Origin of the sequence: Legionella steigerwaltii, assembly GCF_001468065.1 — a bacterium.
In the GTDB taxonomy this organism is placed as follows: Bacteria; Pseudomonadota; Gammaproteobacteria; order Legionellales; family Legionellaceae; genus Legionella; species Legionella steigerwaltii.
In genome coordinates this window covers 12,054-25,089 of sequence record NZ_LNYZ01000002.1, presented here as the reverse complement: position 1 = coordinate 25,089, position 13,036 = coordinate 12,054, and the positions used below count along the sequence as shown (strand labels likewise).

Genomic DNA, 13,036 nt, shown 5'->3' with positions numbered 1-13,036 from the left:
GGGTGCGAGCTAAGACCCCGTCATCCCGAGTGTCGCGAGGGATCTCCATGCTAGCAGTGCTATCTGATGGGAGATCCCTCATTACACTCGGGATGACGGCTGAAGACCCCGGGTTCCGCGTCGCTGCACCCAGGCTACGATTAATTTCTCGATTCTTGCCGCTTAATAAGTGCACACATTAATTTTTCAATATTAGTAACATGTGGCATTTCTTGAAGTATCATTGCCTGGGTTCGTTCTTCACAATATCCCTTTACTTCTTTATCTGGAAAAATATAGAATTTTTTTTGCTCTACTTCATGAACTATATGTTCGGCTATATCGATCGCAGATCGTGAATGGGATAGAAGAGATTTTAATGCTTCATGAAAAGAAGAGTTTGTACTGGTTGTATGGGATAAAAGAGCTGTATCTGTAAAAGATGGAAAAACCACTGAGACATCTACTGGTTTTTCCAGGCGCACCAGATCAAAATATAAGGACTCTGATAAAGCAAGTACGGCATGTTTTGACATAGCATAAGACGCTGTTTGTGACCCTGTGCACAGAGCATATAAACTCGCTATGTTGATAATATGTGAACGAAATGTTTGGCGAAACAAGAAAGGAGTAAACTCCTGAATTATATGAATCATCCCATATAGATTAACATCCATAACCTTTTGGATGTGTTCAGGACATAAGTCCCAGATAGGGGCCAGCTGGCCTATAATACCAGCATTATTATAGATCCAGTCAATTCGTCCCAGCTGGCTCTCAATTTGTTCCACCAATAGAGCTACTTCGTTCGGTTGAGTCACATCACAAGGAATTTCCAGAATTTTTCCTGGGAATAGGGTCAATAATCGTTCGACCTCTTGTTTGAGTTTAATGCTGTCTTTATCCACCATAACTACAGTATTGCCCCGTTGCAAATGGAATTGGCTTAATGCTAAGCCAATTCCATTTGCAGCACCGGTGATTGCAGCTACTTTCATTTTTTTTCCTTTTGCTATAATGTTTTTATAAATACCACAAACATAAGGGTGTTCTTTTGAAAAACGGTGGCGAAATACCAGAACCTTATGAGTTCCCTGATGAACCTGATGAGTATCCTTCAGAGCCAGAGCCCTATGAGCCAGATGATCCTGGTGCTCCTGAGCCTGAGCCTTCACAACCTTCTGAGCCTAATTGGGAGTAATCACGTAGCCTGGATTAGCTCTGTAGCCTGGGTGCAGCGTAGCGGAACCCGGGGTTATCAGAATAGATTATTCCCGGGTTACGCTAGGCTGCACCCAGGCTACAATATACTCGAATCACGTTAGTCCCCATTTATAAGATGATCCAGGGCTTTCCCTATGTCTTTAGCCCTCATTAAACTTTCTCCAATAAGAAAAGTATTAATCCCATGAGATTGCATCAGCTTTATATCGGTATGTGTATTAATACCGCTTTCAGTAATGATTATTTTGTCTTGGGGAATGTACGGTTTTAAATGGATGCTGAGCTGGATGTCTGTCTTAAAAGTATGAAGACTACGATTATTAATACCTATTAAAGGTGTTGGTAAACGTAATGCACGCTCCAATTCTTCTTTGCTATGGCTTTCTACAAGTACTGCCATTTCTAGTTCATGTGCTAATTGGCAAAAATCAGTGAGTTGGACATCATCAAGTAGGGCAACAATCAGTAAGATACAATCTGCACCTAGTACCTGGCTTTCATAAATTTGGTAGGGATCAATAATAAAGTCTTTGCGCAATATTGGTAAATTGCAATGATTTTTTGCCTGCGCTAAATAATCTGGGTGACCCTGAAAAAAATCAACATCAGTAAGTACAGAAAGACAACGTGCACCATGTTGCGCATAGATTGTTGCAATCTCTTCGACATTAAAATCCTCTCTGATTAAGCCTTTACTTGGGGAAGCACGTTTAATTTCTGCAATAATTGCTGGGCTTTGCTCAATGGCCAATGCAGCAATGAAATCACGTCGCTCCATAATGGGTTGTTGTACTAAAAAATTTAAGGGTTTATTTTTTTTTGCAAGAGTAACTTCTTCCTGCTTTCGTTCGGCAATACGTTGTAACACACTATTCATGATGCGATTCTTTATTTAAAGTTTGCGTTAGTTGACTAAGTTGAGTAAAACATTGGCCGGCTTTACCACTATCTATTGCGATTTTAGCTTGCTCTAATGCTTCGGCAAAAGAAATATTTTCCTGAGCACAGTAAATTGCTGCGGCGGAATTCAATAAAACCATATCTCGCGCAGCGCCTTGCTTACCAGAAAATGCTTCTTGAATTAATTCCAAACTTCGGCGAGGTGAATCAACAATAACCTCATCTAAAGAATAATGTTTGATGCCGTAGTTTTCTGGATTAATTATCCAATGATGAAAAGTTCCTGCTTGATATTCAATTACATCTGTAGGTGCTGCAATACTGATTTCATCTAAACCATCTTGGGAGCATACCACTAAGGCTCTCTGACTCCCCAAATGAGCAAGAACTGAAGCTATAGGTTTTTGCCAATTTGTTGAAAATACACCTACAACTTGTTTCTTTACGCGGGCGGGATTAATTAAAGGACCGAGTAAATTGAAGAAAGTTCTAATGCCCAAGTGTTGGCGTGCTGTTCGCGCATATTGCATGGCAGGGTGGTAGTGGGGGGCAAATAAAAATGCCAAGCCACATTGTTGAATGCAGGTTCGTACTTGCTGATCGGTAAGGCTCAAAATGAAGCCTGCCTGTTCTAGTAGGTCAGCACTGCCACTACGACTTGAGACAGAGCGATTGCCATGTTTGGCCACTGAGAAACCTGCTGCTGCTACCACAAAGCTGCATGCTGTAGATACATTAAACGTATTTTTTCCGTCACCACCTGTTCCAACTATGTCAATTAGATTTTCGCCCAATTCTATGGGATGGGCCAATTGCTGCATGACTTCAGCTGCGGCAATTAACTCATCTGTTGTTTCACCCTTCATCCGCATGAGCGCTAAAAATGTTGCGATTTGTGCCTCATTATATTCACCTGACATACACGCATGAATGACTGTATGCATTTGCTCTGGACTTAAGTTTTTTTTAGCGATCAAGTGTTCAAACAGTAGATTGGGTTTCATATTGTAAGAAATTCTCTAATAATTGCAGCCCATATTGGCTTAATATTGCTTCTGGATGGAATTGTAGACCAAAAACAGGGTATTGACGATGCGAAATTGCCATAATTGTATCATTCGCCCAGGCATCGATAGAGAAACACTCTGGAAGACTGTCGTTTTCTACTGCCAAGGAATGATAGCGGGTTGCTTTGAAATGGTTCGGAATATTTTTAAAAATTCCATGTTGGTTATGTTCTATAGTTGATGTTCTTCCATGCATTATTTCTGGTGCAGGGATTATTCGGCCACCAAAAACTTGAGCAATACTTTGGTGTCCAAGGCAAACGCCTAATATGGGAATAGTTCGATGAAATGTACGAATTGCCTCCATAGAAATGCCCGCGTCATCTGGTGCTTTTGGGCCTGGGGAGATAACCAAATGATCTGGAGCAAGGTTTTTTATTTGGTTTATGCTAATTTGATCATGGGTATAAACTAATACTTCTTGATTGAGGCATTGAAAATATTGCACCAGGTTGTAGGTAAATGAGTCATAATTGTCGATAATGAGTAGCATGTTAAATCAAAATATTACAAAGTAAATTCTTCGCCTAAATAAACGGCTCTGACTTGTTGATTGGCCAGTATAATCTCCGGGGTTCCTTCGCACAAGATTTTTCCTTGACTGACAATATAGGCTCGTTCGCATATATCTAGGGTTTCCCTTACATTGTGATCAGTAATTAAAACGCCAATGCCTTTGTTACATAAATGTTGAATGATTTTTTTAATATCAAGAACCGAAATAGGGTCGACTCCGGCAAAAGGTTCATCAAGAAGAATGAAGGAAGGTTCAATAGCCAAAGCCCTCGCAATTTCGACACGTCGTCGTTCTCCTCCAGATAAAGCCATGCCTAGGCTTTTTTCCAGATGCGTAATGTGGAATTCTTGAAGTAGTAAATCCAGTTTTTCTTCACGTGCCTGTTCATTTAAATCAGCTCTAAGTTCCAAAATGGCCATGATGTTTTCTGCAACAGTAAGTTTACGGAACACAGAGGCTTCTTGAGGAAGATAGCTGATGCCTAAACGAGCTCTTTGATGCATAGCATTGGTAGTTATGTCCTGATCTGACAAGAGAATTTGACCTTCATCACATGATTGCAGGCCAACTATCATATAAAAGCAGGTGGTTTTTCCAGCGCCATTAGGACCTAATAAACCGACACATTCACCTTGTTTAATATGGATGCTGATGCCATTAACCACAGTTCGCGATTTAAAAGATTTTTTTAGATTGCGCGCTTCGAGGATGTTCATGATGGTTTCTTTTCTGGATGATAAATAATAGTTATTCTTTGATTTCCATTACCTTGAGACAGGACATGCTGTTTTTCAGTGTCATAACTTATTTTTGCAGCAGAAAAAGAGTTCTCTCCTTGTTCTACTCGAGCATTTCCTATTAACTCAATTAAATGGCGTAATGGATAATAACGAATGGTATCTGCATAGGCATGCATTGGTGGCTTGTTGTGATCCGTGATTGTCCAATAATGCGCTTGCTTTCCAGCTGTTCCACTGGCTATAGCAACAATAAGTTGATTTTTTTCATTTCCAAGAGTTACTGCTTTGGTCGCTTGCAGATTTGTTGTTCCTTGTACTAACTCAACATTGCCAGTATAAACCCCTTTATGTTCTTGTTGACTTAGGTTCGCTGAATCTGCCATGACATGCATTACTTTTTCTTTATCCTCTGTCAAAGCATGTAGAACAGAAGAAGTAACCATTAAAAGAAGAATCAGACTGTAGTTAACCGTTCGCTGGAACATAACTTCCTCTTGCCTGGTGGAGTAATTCTACTCTTTTCTCATCAAGATAAGCATTCATTCCAGTCGATTGAATGACATTACCTGGTTGCTCATAGGTTACAAGCAAATCAGAGCTGGCTTTTTTCTCTTTAGGGAAGTAAGTTACTTCCTCTGTTTTTAGAGTACTTTCTTGTGATTTACTTCCTTTTTGCTGGCGTACTATGACATTACCTGTAAAAGTGATTCGTTTACCACCTTCAAATGACTTGGCATTTTTCGAACTAATATCCCAAGGTGGCTGCTCTTCCTGACTAACTATAATATGTGGATTTTGAAATAAATAGACATTCCCATTTTGAATATGTTGCATCGATGGGGCGGTGAGTATGTTGGCAAGTATTCCTTGTTGATTAAACTGACGTACTGTGACATTAGAAATTGTCGTGTCCACTGAATTTGCTAAAGTTTCTCGATCCAGACGAATCTTGGTTGTTGAATGGCCATAATACCATCCTGTACATGCCAGGATAATCAAAGTAAAAAAAAGCCACATGAGTTGTTTTGCTGCATTCATTATTTTAGATAACCTGCTATAGCCAAATCCATTTTATTTTGTGCATTGAGTATAAGGTCGCATAATTCACGTACGGCTCCACGACCGCCCGGTAGCGCTGTCTGCCACATGGCAATTTCTTTAATTTGATGTACTGCATTGGCAACTGCAACACTAAGGCCGACTTGCTGCATAATTGGTGCATCAGGAAGATCATCGCCAATGTATGCAAAATGTTCATCCTGAAGGTTTAATTTATTTTTTAGTTGCCTGTATGTTTCTTGTTTATCCAATTGATCTTTAGAATAATGAACGATACCTAACTGCTGCATTCTATGGTCTACTACTGCATTACGCGAACCGGTAATAACAGCTACCTCAATTCCAGCTGCCATCAGTAATTTTAAGCCCACTCCATCTTGAATGTGGAATGTTTTTAGTTCATTAAAGTGGTTATCGATATATAAGAGGCCATCAGTAAGGACACCATCCAAATCACAGATAAGGCATTTAATGTTTTTGGCTCGTTCAATTAATTGATTCATTTAAAAAACACCTGCTTTTAATAAATCATGGAGATGAAGAACAGCTGCGGGTCGTTTTTCTTCATCAATGACAATTAATGAAGTAATACTATGTTTTTGCATAATTGCCAAAGCTTCTGCAGCCAGCATTCCCTTGGGAATTGTACGTGCATTACGTGTCATGACTTCTTTAATTGGAGTGATGTTAATGTCATATTGACGGGTTAAAGTACGTCGAACATCTCCGTCTGTATAGACCCCAACAAGGTAGCCTTTATGATCAATAACACACGTCATGCCCAACTTTTTGTCAGTTACCTCAATTAGGGCTTCACTCACAGTTGCATTTTCATGAACAAGGGGTAATTGCTCCCCATGGTGGCAGAGCTCATCGATACGTAGTAAAAGTCGTTTACCCAGAGAACCTCCAGGATGCGATAATGCAAAATCTTCTTCACTAAATCCTCTGGCCTGTAAAAGAGCGATTGCTAGCGCATCGCCCATCACTAAAGCAACAGTGGTGCTGGTTGTAGGAGCAAGGCCAAGTGGGCATGCTTCCTGTTTAATACTGACATCCAAATTCACATCCGCTGCTTTTGCTAAGGTGGACTCAGAATTCCCAGTCAGGGTAATTAGTGGAACTTCCAGTCGCTTTAATAAAGGAAGTAGGGTGACTAGTTCTAACGTGTTGCCTGAATGAGAAATGGCGATCACTGTATCTTGTCGTGTAATCATACCAAGATCCCCATGGCTTGCTTCGCCTGGATGCATGAAAAATGAAGGGCTGCCGGTACTGGATAAGGTGGCCGCGATTTTATTCGCGATATGACCTGATTTTCCCATGCCAGTTACTACGATCCGTCCTTTACAGGCGAGCAACAGTTCGCATGCTTTTTCAAATCGGCTATCGATTCTTTGGGATAATTCAAAGACAGCTTGTGCTTCGGTTTCAATAACAGCAAGTCCAAGTGTACAAAAATTCATAGATCATTCGAGGTTTTTTGTTTATTTTTCATTCTAACAAAAAAACATTTGAATAAATAGGATTAAACACTTCATTTTTTTGTGATCCAGTATTGGTCTGTTTCCATTTCTACTATCTTGGCCAAATTGTCCTGATTTTCTGCGCTCCGATGCTCACATACTGCGTGTATGCTGCGCTTCGGTACTCGAAAATCAGGCCATTTTGGCTCAAGCTAGCGAAATGGAAACGACCTCCTATAGATACCCAAGATACTTCAAAATGCTATTTTTAGCTTAGCATTTTGAAGTATCTTGGGTATACTTCTACTTTTGGCAATAACCGGAAAGTGAGCATGCCTGAAAATTGGGTCGAAATCAAAAATTTAATCTTCACTCGCGAGAGTCGCTGCATTTTCAATGGTATTGATATGGTGGTTAAGCGAGGCAAGATTACTGCAATTATGGGGCCTAGTGGTTCCGGAAAAACAACTTTATTACAGCTAATTGGTGCTCAACTAAAACCTGACAGTGGTTTGGTTCATGTCAATGGCCAAAATATGCATCAATTGCCTCGCAAGGCTTTGTATGAAGCAAGGCGTAATATGGGCTTACTTTTTCAAAGCTCCGCTTTATTTACCCATCTTTCTGTATTTGATAATGTGGCATTTCCTTTGCGAGAGCACACGTTATTAAATGAATCCATGTTGCGTGACATTGTATTGATGAAATTAGAGGCGGTGGGATTACGAGGTGCTGCAAATCTGATGCCGGATCAATTGTCAGGTGGAATGGCTAGGCGAGTTGCTTTAGCACGTACTATTGCTTTGGATCCAGAGCTTATGATGTATGATGAACCATTTACTGGGCAGGATCCGATTTCTCTGGGCGTTTTAGTTCGTTTGATCAAACGGTTAAATGAATTGCTGCATACAACAACAATTATAGTCTCACATGATGTTGAAGAAACCTGTTCTATAGCAGATTATGTTTACCTTATTTCTGGTGGAAAAATCATAGGACAAGGAACTCCTACGGAACTTATTCAATCATCTGAACCTCAAATTAAACAATTTATGCATGGTGAGGCGGATGGGGTTGTTCCTTTTCATTATCCCGCCAGATCGTATATAGAGGAGCTATTAGATGCTTGAGTTCATCACACGAATCGGTAATCGCGGTTCAAGGGTTTTGCAAAATTTGGGAAGTTCTGGCTTATTCTTGTTCTTTATGTTATTCAGACGACCTGACATTTCAAGACTTTGGCCTTTGGTGCGTTATCAAATCTATTTTGTTGGGGTTCTCTCGTGTTTAATTATTGTTGTTTCCGCATTATTTATTGGTATGGTTGTTGGTTTACAAGGTTATAATACTCTGCAAAAATTTGGTGCTTCAAGCCAATTAGGTCAGTTATTGGCGTTAAGCATCTCAAGAGAGCTTGGACCAGTAATCAGTGCTTTATTGTTTGCAGGACGCGCGGGCTCTGCTTTAACCGCTGAGATTGGTTTGATGAAAGCCACAGAACAATTATCCAGCATGGATATGATGGGTGTTGACCCTTTAGGAAGGGTTATTTATCCTCGCTTTATTGCAGGTTTTATTACTTTACCGCTTTTGGCCTTAATCTTTTCAGCTGTAGCAATTTTTGGTGGTTATTTTATTGGCGTGCATTGGCTTGGTGTGGATGCAGGAAGTTTTTGGTCCAATATGCAAGTAGCTGTGGATTTCCGTATTGATGTACTCAGTGGTATCATTAAAAGTTTAGTTTTTGCTTTTGTTGTAACCTGGATTTCTGTATTCCAGGGATTTGAATGTGTTCCTACTGCAGAAGGTATTAGTCAAGCGACGACTAAAACAGTTGTTTATTCATCGCTTGCTGTTTTAGGGCTTGATTTTCTGTTGACCGCAATGATGATTGGAGATTGGTAAATGAGTAAGCAACGTTACGTAGATTTTAGTGTGGGCCTATTTATGTTGCTTGGTATATTGGCTTTACTGGTCATGACGATGAAAGTGAGCAATCTTTCTAGTTTTATGTCTCATGATAGTTATGACGTAACGGCTGATTTTACTGATATTGGTGGTTTAAAAGTACGTGCACCTGTAACTGTAGCAGGGGTTAAAATTGGGGAGGTAGCTCATATTGAGTTACAACCGGGGGATCTTAATGCCAAGGTCACGATGCGGTTACGAAGTGATAAAAAAATACCTTACGATGATGCTTCAGCGCGAATTTTGACTGAGGGTTTGCTTGGCTCTAATTATATTAGTATTGTTCCTGGTTTTGAGGATGAGGACAATAAAGACCATCCTTATTTGCGAAATGGAGATGTGATTGGAAAAACTCAAGAAGCAATTATTCTTGAAAATTTAATTGGTCAACTATTATTTAACATTAAAAAATAAGGTCAGAGACATGAGAATAATAAAAACAATTTTATTAGTTGTCAGTGTGATTTTATCCCCTGTAATGAATGCGCAAAACTCTCCTATACCTATGTTGGAGCAAACTGCCAATAACATCATTGCTACTCTTAAAGAAAATAAGTCTAGTTTGAAAAATAATCCTAATATCATTTATAAGGCCGTAGAAACAAATTTGTTGCCTATTGTTGATGTTGCAGGTATGTCGCGTTCAGTTTTGGGAAGACAAGCGTGGAACAAGGCAACCGATATGCAAAGAACTCAATTTTCAAAAGCATTTACGCGTCTTGTAATTCGTACTTATTCTAGCCCATTAGCGCAGTATACTGATGAAAGCGTACAATTTTTGCCTTTAAGGGGTTCACTGAACTCCCGTTTTTTGCGGGTTAACAGCATCATTGTTCGTGCTGAAGGTCAAAACATTCCATTATCTTATAGTCTTGTTGCTAAAAATGGGCAGTGGAAAATTTATGATATTAGCGTGGAAGGAGTGAGTTTATTGCAAAGTTTCCGCTCACAGTTCGCAGCGGCATTACAAAATTCCAGTATTGATGAAGTCATCAAGTTAATGGAAAAAAAGCAACTTAAAAGGGCTTCCTAATTGTGAGTACAGTTTATTTTAAACCTGGTGTGGATCTTTCATTTAAGTCTGTTGTTGCCGTACGAGCAAAGCTTTATCAGGCTATGATGGAAGATAAAAGTGGCAAATTTGGCTTGGATCTTAGTGATGTAAGGCATTGTGATAGTGCTGGTTTGGCATTGCTTATCGAGGCTAGGAAATTATGTAAAAAAAATAACAAGACTTTTGAAATTATTGGAATTCCTGTTGAAACCCAATCCTTAGCAGAATTTTGTGGTGTAAAGGGTATTTTGGAGGCCGTATAATTTTCTGATAATTCAATGAGGAAAGCCCAGTTTTTGGAGAGTGGTTACTTTTGAGAATTATGAATTGTAGCCTGGGTGAAGCGTAGCGAAACCCGGGTTTTCTTTTTTTATTTCAGGACAATAGAGCACTAAGGAAAACTTGTGTTCTGTCTTAGATAAATTTGTTACCAAAAGTTGTATTTATTTCAATTTGTGAGCTAATTTTAATGATAAGTAATGAAGAAATCGAACAAAAATTTAAAGCCATCGATGATGTTTCCTACATCAAAGTGGAGGGGGATGGTTATCAATATCAGATAACCGTAGTAAGTGACGTCTTTTTAAATAAATCCAAAGTAGCCAGACAGCAGTGGGTCTATGCACAGCTGAAAGAATTAATTACTTCTGGCAAGCTACACGCGATTAGCATGAAGACGTGGACCAAAGAAGAATGGGGAAAGCAACATGGATAAATTATTAATCAATGGTGGTAAAGCACTGAATGGGGAAGTAGTTATTTCAGGCGCAAAAAATGCGGCTTTACCTATTATGGCAGCAAGTTTGCTTGCAAGAGATCATGTGACCATCTCCAATGTCCCTCACCTCAAAGACATCACTACGATGATGGAGTTATTAGGTCAATTAGGTGCTCATTTAATCGTTGATGAGAAAATGAATGTCCAAGTTGATGCCAGCCAAGTAAATGAGTTTGTTGCTCCCTATGATTTAGTTAAGACAATGCGTGCTTCAATTTTAGTATTAGGCCCCTTGCTTGCTCGATTTGGTAAGGCGGATGTATCCTTACCTGGTGGTTGTGCTATTGGGACAAGACCTGTTGATTTGCATTTAAAAGCGCTGAAAACTATGGGTGCTGATATTACAGTAAAAAATGGTTACATTAATGCTCGTTGCAAACGTGGTCGTTTGCAAGGTAAGCGTTTAATGTTTGATACAGTTACTGTGACTGGAACTGAAAACGTACTCATGGCAGCAACCCTCGCTGAAGGGACAACAATTATCAAAAATGCGGCACGTGAACCTGAAGTAGTTGATTTGGCTAATTTTTTAATCCAAATGGGTGCAAAAATTTCTGGGGCTGGAACTTCAATAATTGAGGTTGAAGGAGTTGAGTCCCTTTCAGGAGGCACATATTCTGTAATGTCTGACCGGATTGAGGCAGGTACTTATTTAGCGGCTGGCGCTCTAACTCGAGGTCATGTTACTGTAAAACGAGTACGCCCTGATACGTTATTATCACAACTGTGCAAGTTTGAGGAGGCAGGCGCCGAGTTAACCATAGGGGAGGATTGGGTAAGTCTTAATATGCACAATCAACGCCCTCAGGCAGTAAATATTTCTACTGCACCTTATCCTGCTTTTGCAACAGACATGCAGGCTCAATTTATGGCCATGAACTCCGTAGCGGTTGGTTCTTCAACTATAGTTGAAACGATATTTGAAAATCGTTTTATGCACGTACAGGAGTTACAACGCATGGGAGCGCAGATTCAACTCAATGGAAACACGGCAATAATTAATGGGGTTGAAAAATTAACTGGTGCACCCGTGATGGCAACTGATTTACGTGCTTCAGCCAGTTTGATTTTAGCTGGGCTAGTTGCAGAAGGTGAAACTTCCGTTGAACGTATTTATCACGTAGATAGAGGTTATGAACGCATCGAAGAGAAATTATCTTTATTAGGTGCTGACATCAAGCGAGTTTCTGACCGGTGATTACTAAAGAAGAACTATCATTATACCTGCATCAATTACTGGAATGTGACCGATACAATGATTATGCTCCAAACGGAATGCAGGTTGAAGGCAAAGAACAGATAATACGTATTTGCACTGCCGTGACGGCTTCTGAGGATGCAATTTCTCAGGCAATTGCGTGGCGTGCCGATGCGTTATTGGTTCATCATGGTTACTTTTGGCGCGGTGAGGCGTCAATGATAATAGGGATGAAACGTCAACGGATTTATAAATTATTATGCAATGAATTAAATTTATTTGCATACCATCTTCCTTTGGATTGTCATCCTGATCTTGGAAATAATGCGTGCTTAGCTAAATTATTAGACGTGGACTTGGTACATATGCACCGCGCAGGGAATACTGACAATTTACTCTGGTCAGGAAAGTTAACTCAGACCATGAAACCGACAGAATTTACTGAGTATTTGGCAAAAAAATTACAACGTGATCCTTTGTTTGTTGCGGGTAATGAGAAGCCGGTTACTCACATTGCTTGGTGTAGTGGGGGGGCGCAGGATTTTATTGAGGATGCATATCGTTTAGGCGTCGATGCTTATATAAGTGGGGAGATATCAGAACGAACGTATTACCAAGCAAAAGAATTAGGCATTCATTACTATTCTTGTGGACATCATGCAACAGAACGTTATGGAATTCAGGCTTTAGGGAATCATTTAGCTTCTCAGTTTGAGTTAGAACACTTATTTATTGATAGTGATAATCCTATTTAGCTAACAAACGAAACCTGAGAAAAAAATATGTAGCCTGGGCGCAGCGAAGCGGAACCCGGGTTACGAGATTCACCATGTTCAGAACCCTGGTTCCGCTTCGCTTCACCCAGGCTACGACATTTATTTTTGTTAATGGATGACGTGCAAAGGTTCTATATCACCTACAGTAAATGTAGGCCATGATCACCTGGTTCAAAACTTTCAGGACTTTGATTATCCAGAACTTCCAACTGAATACTTACTCCATCTAATGAAAAAATCATCGGCATGAATGACTTGAAACAAAATTACTTATTGGAAAACGAGCGGTTTGTAGATTCGCGCACTAAAC

Annotated in this window: 18 protein-coding genes; 9 read left to right on the top strand and 9 right to left on the bottom strand. The window is 39.9% G+C overall.

The window, feature by feature from the left end; genetic code table 11:
* Positions 1 to 140: 140 nt before the first annotated feature.
* Positions 141 to 977 carry an SDR family NAD(P)-dependent oxidoreductase gene (locus Lstg_RS02055; RefSeq protein WP_058476011.1) on the bottom strand — a complete coding sequence of 279 codons (837 nt, stop codon included), beginning with the start codon at positions 975 to 977 and terminating at the stop codon, positions 141 to 143.
* 56 nt (positions 978 to 1,033) lie between these two features.
* Between Lstg_RS02055 and Lstg_RS17850 the strand changes: the two genes are divergently transcribed.
* Complete coding sequence (locus tag Lstg_RS17850) at positions 1,034 to 1,180, top strand: hypothetical protein (RefSeq protein ID WP_165481739.1); 147 nt, start codon at positions 1,034 to 1,036, stop codon at positions 1,178 to 1,180.
* Between the two features lie 120 nt (positions 1,181 to 1,300).
* Here the strand turns inward: Lstg_RS17850 and trpC are convergent, their stop codons facing one another.
* The 8 genes from trpC to Lstg_RS02015 are packed head-to-tail and all read right to left on the bottom strand — an operon-like array spanning position 1,301 to position 6,952.
* Entirely contained in the window at positions 1,301 to 2,080 is a 780-nt protein-coding gene (gene trpC / locus Lstg_RS02050) for an indole-3-glycerol phosphate synthase TrpC (RefSeq protein WP_058476010.1), read from the bottom strand.
* Positions 2,073 to 3,107, bottom strand: a complete 1,035-nt coding sequence (gene trpD / locus Lstg_RS02045; RefSeq protein ID WP_058476009.1) for an anthranilate phosphoribosyltransferase — start codon at positions 3,105 to 3,107, stop codon at positions 2,073 to 2,075. The genes trpC and trpD overlap by 8 nt, the downstream gene beginning before the upstream one ends.
* The gene (locus tag Lstg_RS02040) at positions 3,085 to 3,663 is read right to left on the bottom strand and encodes an anthranilate synthase component II (RefSeq protein WP_058476008.1); all 579 of its coding nucleotides are present in this window, start codon (positions 3,661 to 3,663) and stop codon (positions 3,085 to 3,087) included. Before Lstg_RS02040 ends, trpD begins: the two co-directional genes overlap by 23 nt.
* 14 nt (positions 3,664 to 3,677) lie before the next feature.
* Positions 3,678 to 4,403 (bottom strand): LPS export ABC transporter ATP-binding protein, encoded by a 726-nt coding sequence (lptB, locus tag Lstg_RS02035; protein ID WP_058476007.1) that lies wholly within the window; start codon positions 4,401 to 4,403, stop codon positions 3,678 to 3,680.
* Complete coding sequence (gene lptA, locus Lstg_RS02030; RefSeq protein WP_082650779.1) at positions 4,400 to 4,912, bottom strand: lipopolysaccharide transport periplasmic protein LptA; 513 nt, start codon at positions 4,910 to 4,912, stop codon at positions 4,400 to 4,402. Before lptA ends, lptB begins: the two co-directional genes overlap by 4 nt.
* Positions 4,893 to 5,465 carry an LPS export ABC transporter periplasmic protein LptC gene (gene lptC / locus Lstg_RS02025; protein WP_058476006.1) on the bottom strand — a complete coding sequence of 191 codons (573 nt, stop codon included), beginning with the start codon at positions 5,463 to 5,465 and terminating at the stop codon, positions 4,893 to 4,895. Before lptC ends, lptA begins: the two co-directional genes overlap by 20 nt.
* A complete protein-coding gene (locus tag Lstg_RS02020) occupies positions 5,465 to 5,989 on the bottom strand; it encodes a KdsC family phosphatase (RefSeq protein WP_058476005.1) in 525 nt (174 codons plus the stop codon). Before Lstg_RS02020 ends, lptC begins: the two co-directional genes overlap by 1 nt.
* On the bottom strand, positions 5,990 to 6,952 hold the full coding sequence (locus Lstg_RS02015) for a KpsF/GutQ family sugar-phosphate isomerase (RefSeq protein ID WP_058476004.1): 963 nt from the start codon (positions 6,950 to 6,952) through the stop codon (positions 5,990 to 5,992).
* Positions 6,953 to 7,284: 332 nt separating this feature from the next.
* Between Lstg_RS02015 and Lstg_RS02010 the strand changes: the two genes are divergently transcribed.
* The 8 genes from Lstg_RS02010 (at position 7,285) to Lstg_RS01975 (ending at position 12,705) form a co-directional block, all read left to right on the top strand.
* Positions 7,285 to 8,082 (top strand): ATP-binding cassette domain-containing protein, encoded by a 798-nt coding sequence (locus Lstg_RS02010; protein ID WP_058476003.1) that lies wholly within the window; start codon positions 7,285 to 7,287, stop codon positions 8,080 to 8,082.
* Positions 8,075 to 8,857, top strand: a complete 783-nt coding sequence (gene mlaE / locus Lstg_RS02005) for a lipid asymmetry maintenance ABC transporter permease subunit MlaE (protein WP_058476002.1) — start codon at positions 8,075 to 8,077, stop codon at positions 8,855 to 8,857. The genes Lstg_RS02010 and mlaE overlap by 8 nt, the downstream gene beginning before the upstream one ends.
* Positions 8,858 to 9,334: an outer membrane lipid asymmetry maintenance protein MlaD gene (mlaD, locus tag Lstg_RS02000; protein WP_058476001.1), complete on the top strand. Its 477-nt coding sequence runs from the start codon at positions 8,858 to 8,860 to the stop codon at positions 9,332 to 9,334.
* 10 nt (positions 9,335 to 9,344) lie between these two features.
* Positions 9,345 to 9,953 (top strand): MlaC/ttg2D family ABC transporter substrate-binding protein, encoded by a 609-nt coding sequence (locus tag Lstg_RS01995; protein WP_058476000.1) that lies wholly within the window; start codon positions 9,345 to 9,347, stop codon positions 9,951 to 9,953.
* 2 nt (positions 9,954 to 9,955) lie between these two features.
* Positions 9,956 to 10,237, top strand: a complete 282-nt coding sequence (locus Lstg_RS01990) for an STAS domain-containing protein (protein WP_058475999.1) — start codon at positions 9,956 to 9,958, stop codon at positions 10,235 to 10,237.
* 206 nt (positions 10,238 to 10,443) lie between these two features.
* The gene (locus Lstg_RS01985) at positions 10,444 to 10,689 is read left to right on the top strand and encodes a BolA family protein (RefSeq protein WP_028380130.1); all 246 of its coding nucleotides are present in this window, start codon (positions 10,444 to 10,446) and stop codon (positions 10,687 to 10,689) included.
* Positions 10,682 to 11,950 carry a UDP-N-acetylglucosamine 1-carboxyvinyltransferase gene (gene murA, locus Lstg_RS01980; RefSeq protein ID WP_058475998.1) on the top strand — a complete coding sequence of 423 codons (1,269 nt, stop codon included), beginning with the start codon at positions 10,682 to 10,684 and terminating at the stop codon, positions 11,948 to 11,950. Before Lstg_RS01985 ends, murA begins: the two co-directional genes overlap by 8 nt.
* Positions 11,947 to 12,705, top strand: a complete 759-nt coding sequence (locus tag Lstg_RS01975; RefSeq protein ID WP_058475997.1) for a Nif3-like dinuclear metal center hexameric protein — start codon at positions 11,947 to 11,949, stop codon at positions 12,703 to 12,705. Before murA ends, Lstg_RS01975 begins: the two co-directional genes overlap by 4 nt.
* The last annotated feature ends 331 nt before the right edge of the window (positions 12,706 to 13,036 follow it).

What these genes read in the sequence shown, in the direction of transcription:
- trpC (WP_058476010.1), bottom strand. Translation starts at nt 2,080, where the DNA reads ATGAATAGTGTGTTACAACGTATTGCCGAACGAAAGCAGGAAGAAGTT.
- Lstg_RS02055 (WP_058476011.1), bottom strand. Translation starts at nt 977, where the DNA reads ATGAAAGTAGCTGCAATCACCGGTGCTGCAAATGGAATTGGCTTAGCA.
- Lstg_RS02010 (WP_058476003.1), top strand. Translation starts at nt 7,285, where the DNA reads ATGCCTGAAAATTGGGTCGAAATCAAAAATTTAATCTTCACTCGCGAG.
- Lstg_RS01985 (WP_028380130.1), top strand. Translation starts at nt 10,444, where the DNA reads ATGATAAGTAATGAAGAAATCGAACAAAAATTTAAAGCCATCGATGAT.
- Lstg_RS01995 (WP_058476000.1), top strand. Translation starts at nt 9,345, where the DNA reads ATGAGAATAATAAAAACAATTTTATTAGTTGTCAGTGTGATTTTATCC.
- murA (WP_058475998.1), top strand. Translation starts at nt 10,682, where the DNA reads ATGGATAAATTATTAATCAATGGTGGTAAAGCACTGAATGGGGAAGTA.
- lptB (WP_058476007.1), bottom strand. Translation starts at nt 4,403, where the DNA reads ATGAACATCCTCGAAGCGCGCAATCTAAAAAAATCTTTTAAATCGCGA.
- Lstg_RS02015 (WP_058476004.1), bottom strand. Translation starts at nt 6,952, where the DNA reads ATGAATTTTTGTACACTTGGACTTGCTGTTATTGAAACCGAAGCACAA.
- lptA (WP_082650779.1), bottom strand. Translation starts at nt 4,912, where the DNA reads ATGTTCCAGCGAACGGTTAACTACAGTCTGATTCTTCTTTTAATGGTT.
- Lstg_RS02020 (WP_058476005.1), bottom strand. Translation starts at nt 5,989, where the DNA reads ATGAATCAATTAATTGAACGAGCCAAAAACATTAAATGCCTTATCTGT.
- Lstg_RS02040 (WP_058476008.1), bottom strand. Translation starts at nt 3,663, where the DNA reads ATGCTACTCATTATCGACAATTATGACTCATTTACCTACAACCTGGTG.
- mlaD (WP_058476001.1), top strand. Translation starts at nt 8,858, where the DNA reads ATGAGTAAGCAACGTTACGTAGATTTTAGTGTGGGCCTATTTATGTTG.
- mlaE (WP_058476002.1), top strand. Translation starts at nt 8,075, where the DNA reads ATGCTTGAGTTCATCACACGAATCGGTAATCGCGGTTCAAGGGTTTTG.
- trpD (WP_058476009.1), bottom strand. Translation starts at nt 3,107, where the DNA reads ATGAAACCCAATCTACTGTTTGAACACTTGATCGCTAAAAAAAACTTA.
- lptC (WP_058476006.1), bottom strand. Translation starts at nt 5,465, where the DNA reads ATGAATGCAGCAAAACAACTCATGTGGCTTTTTTTTACTTTGATTATC.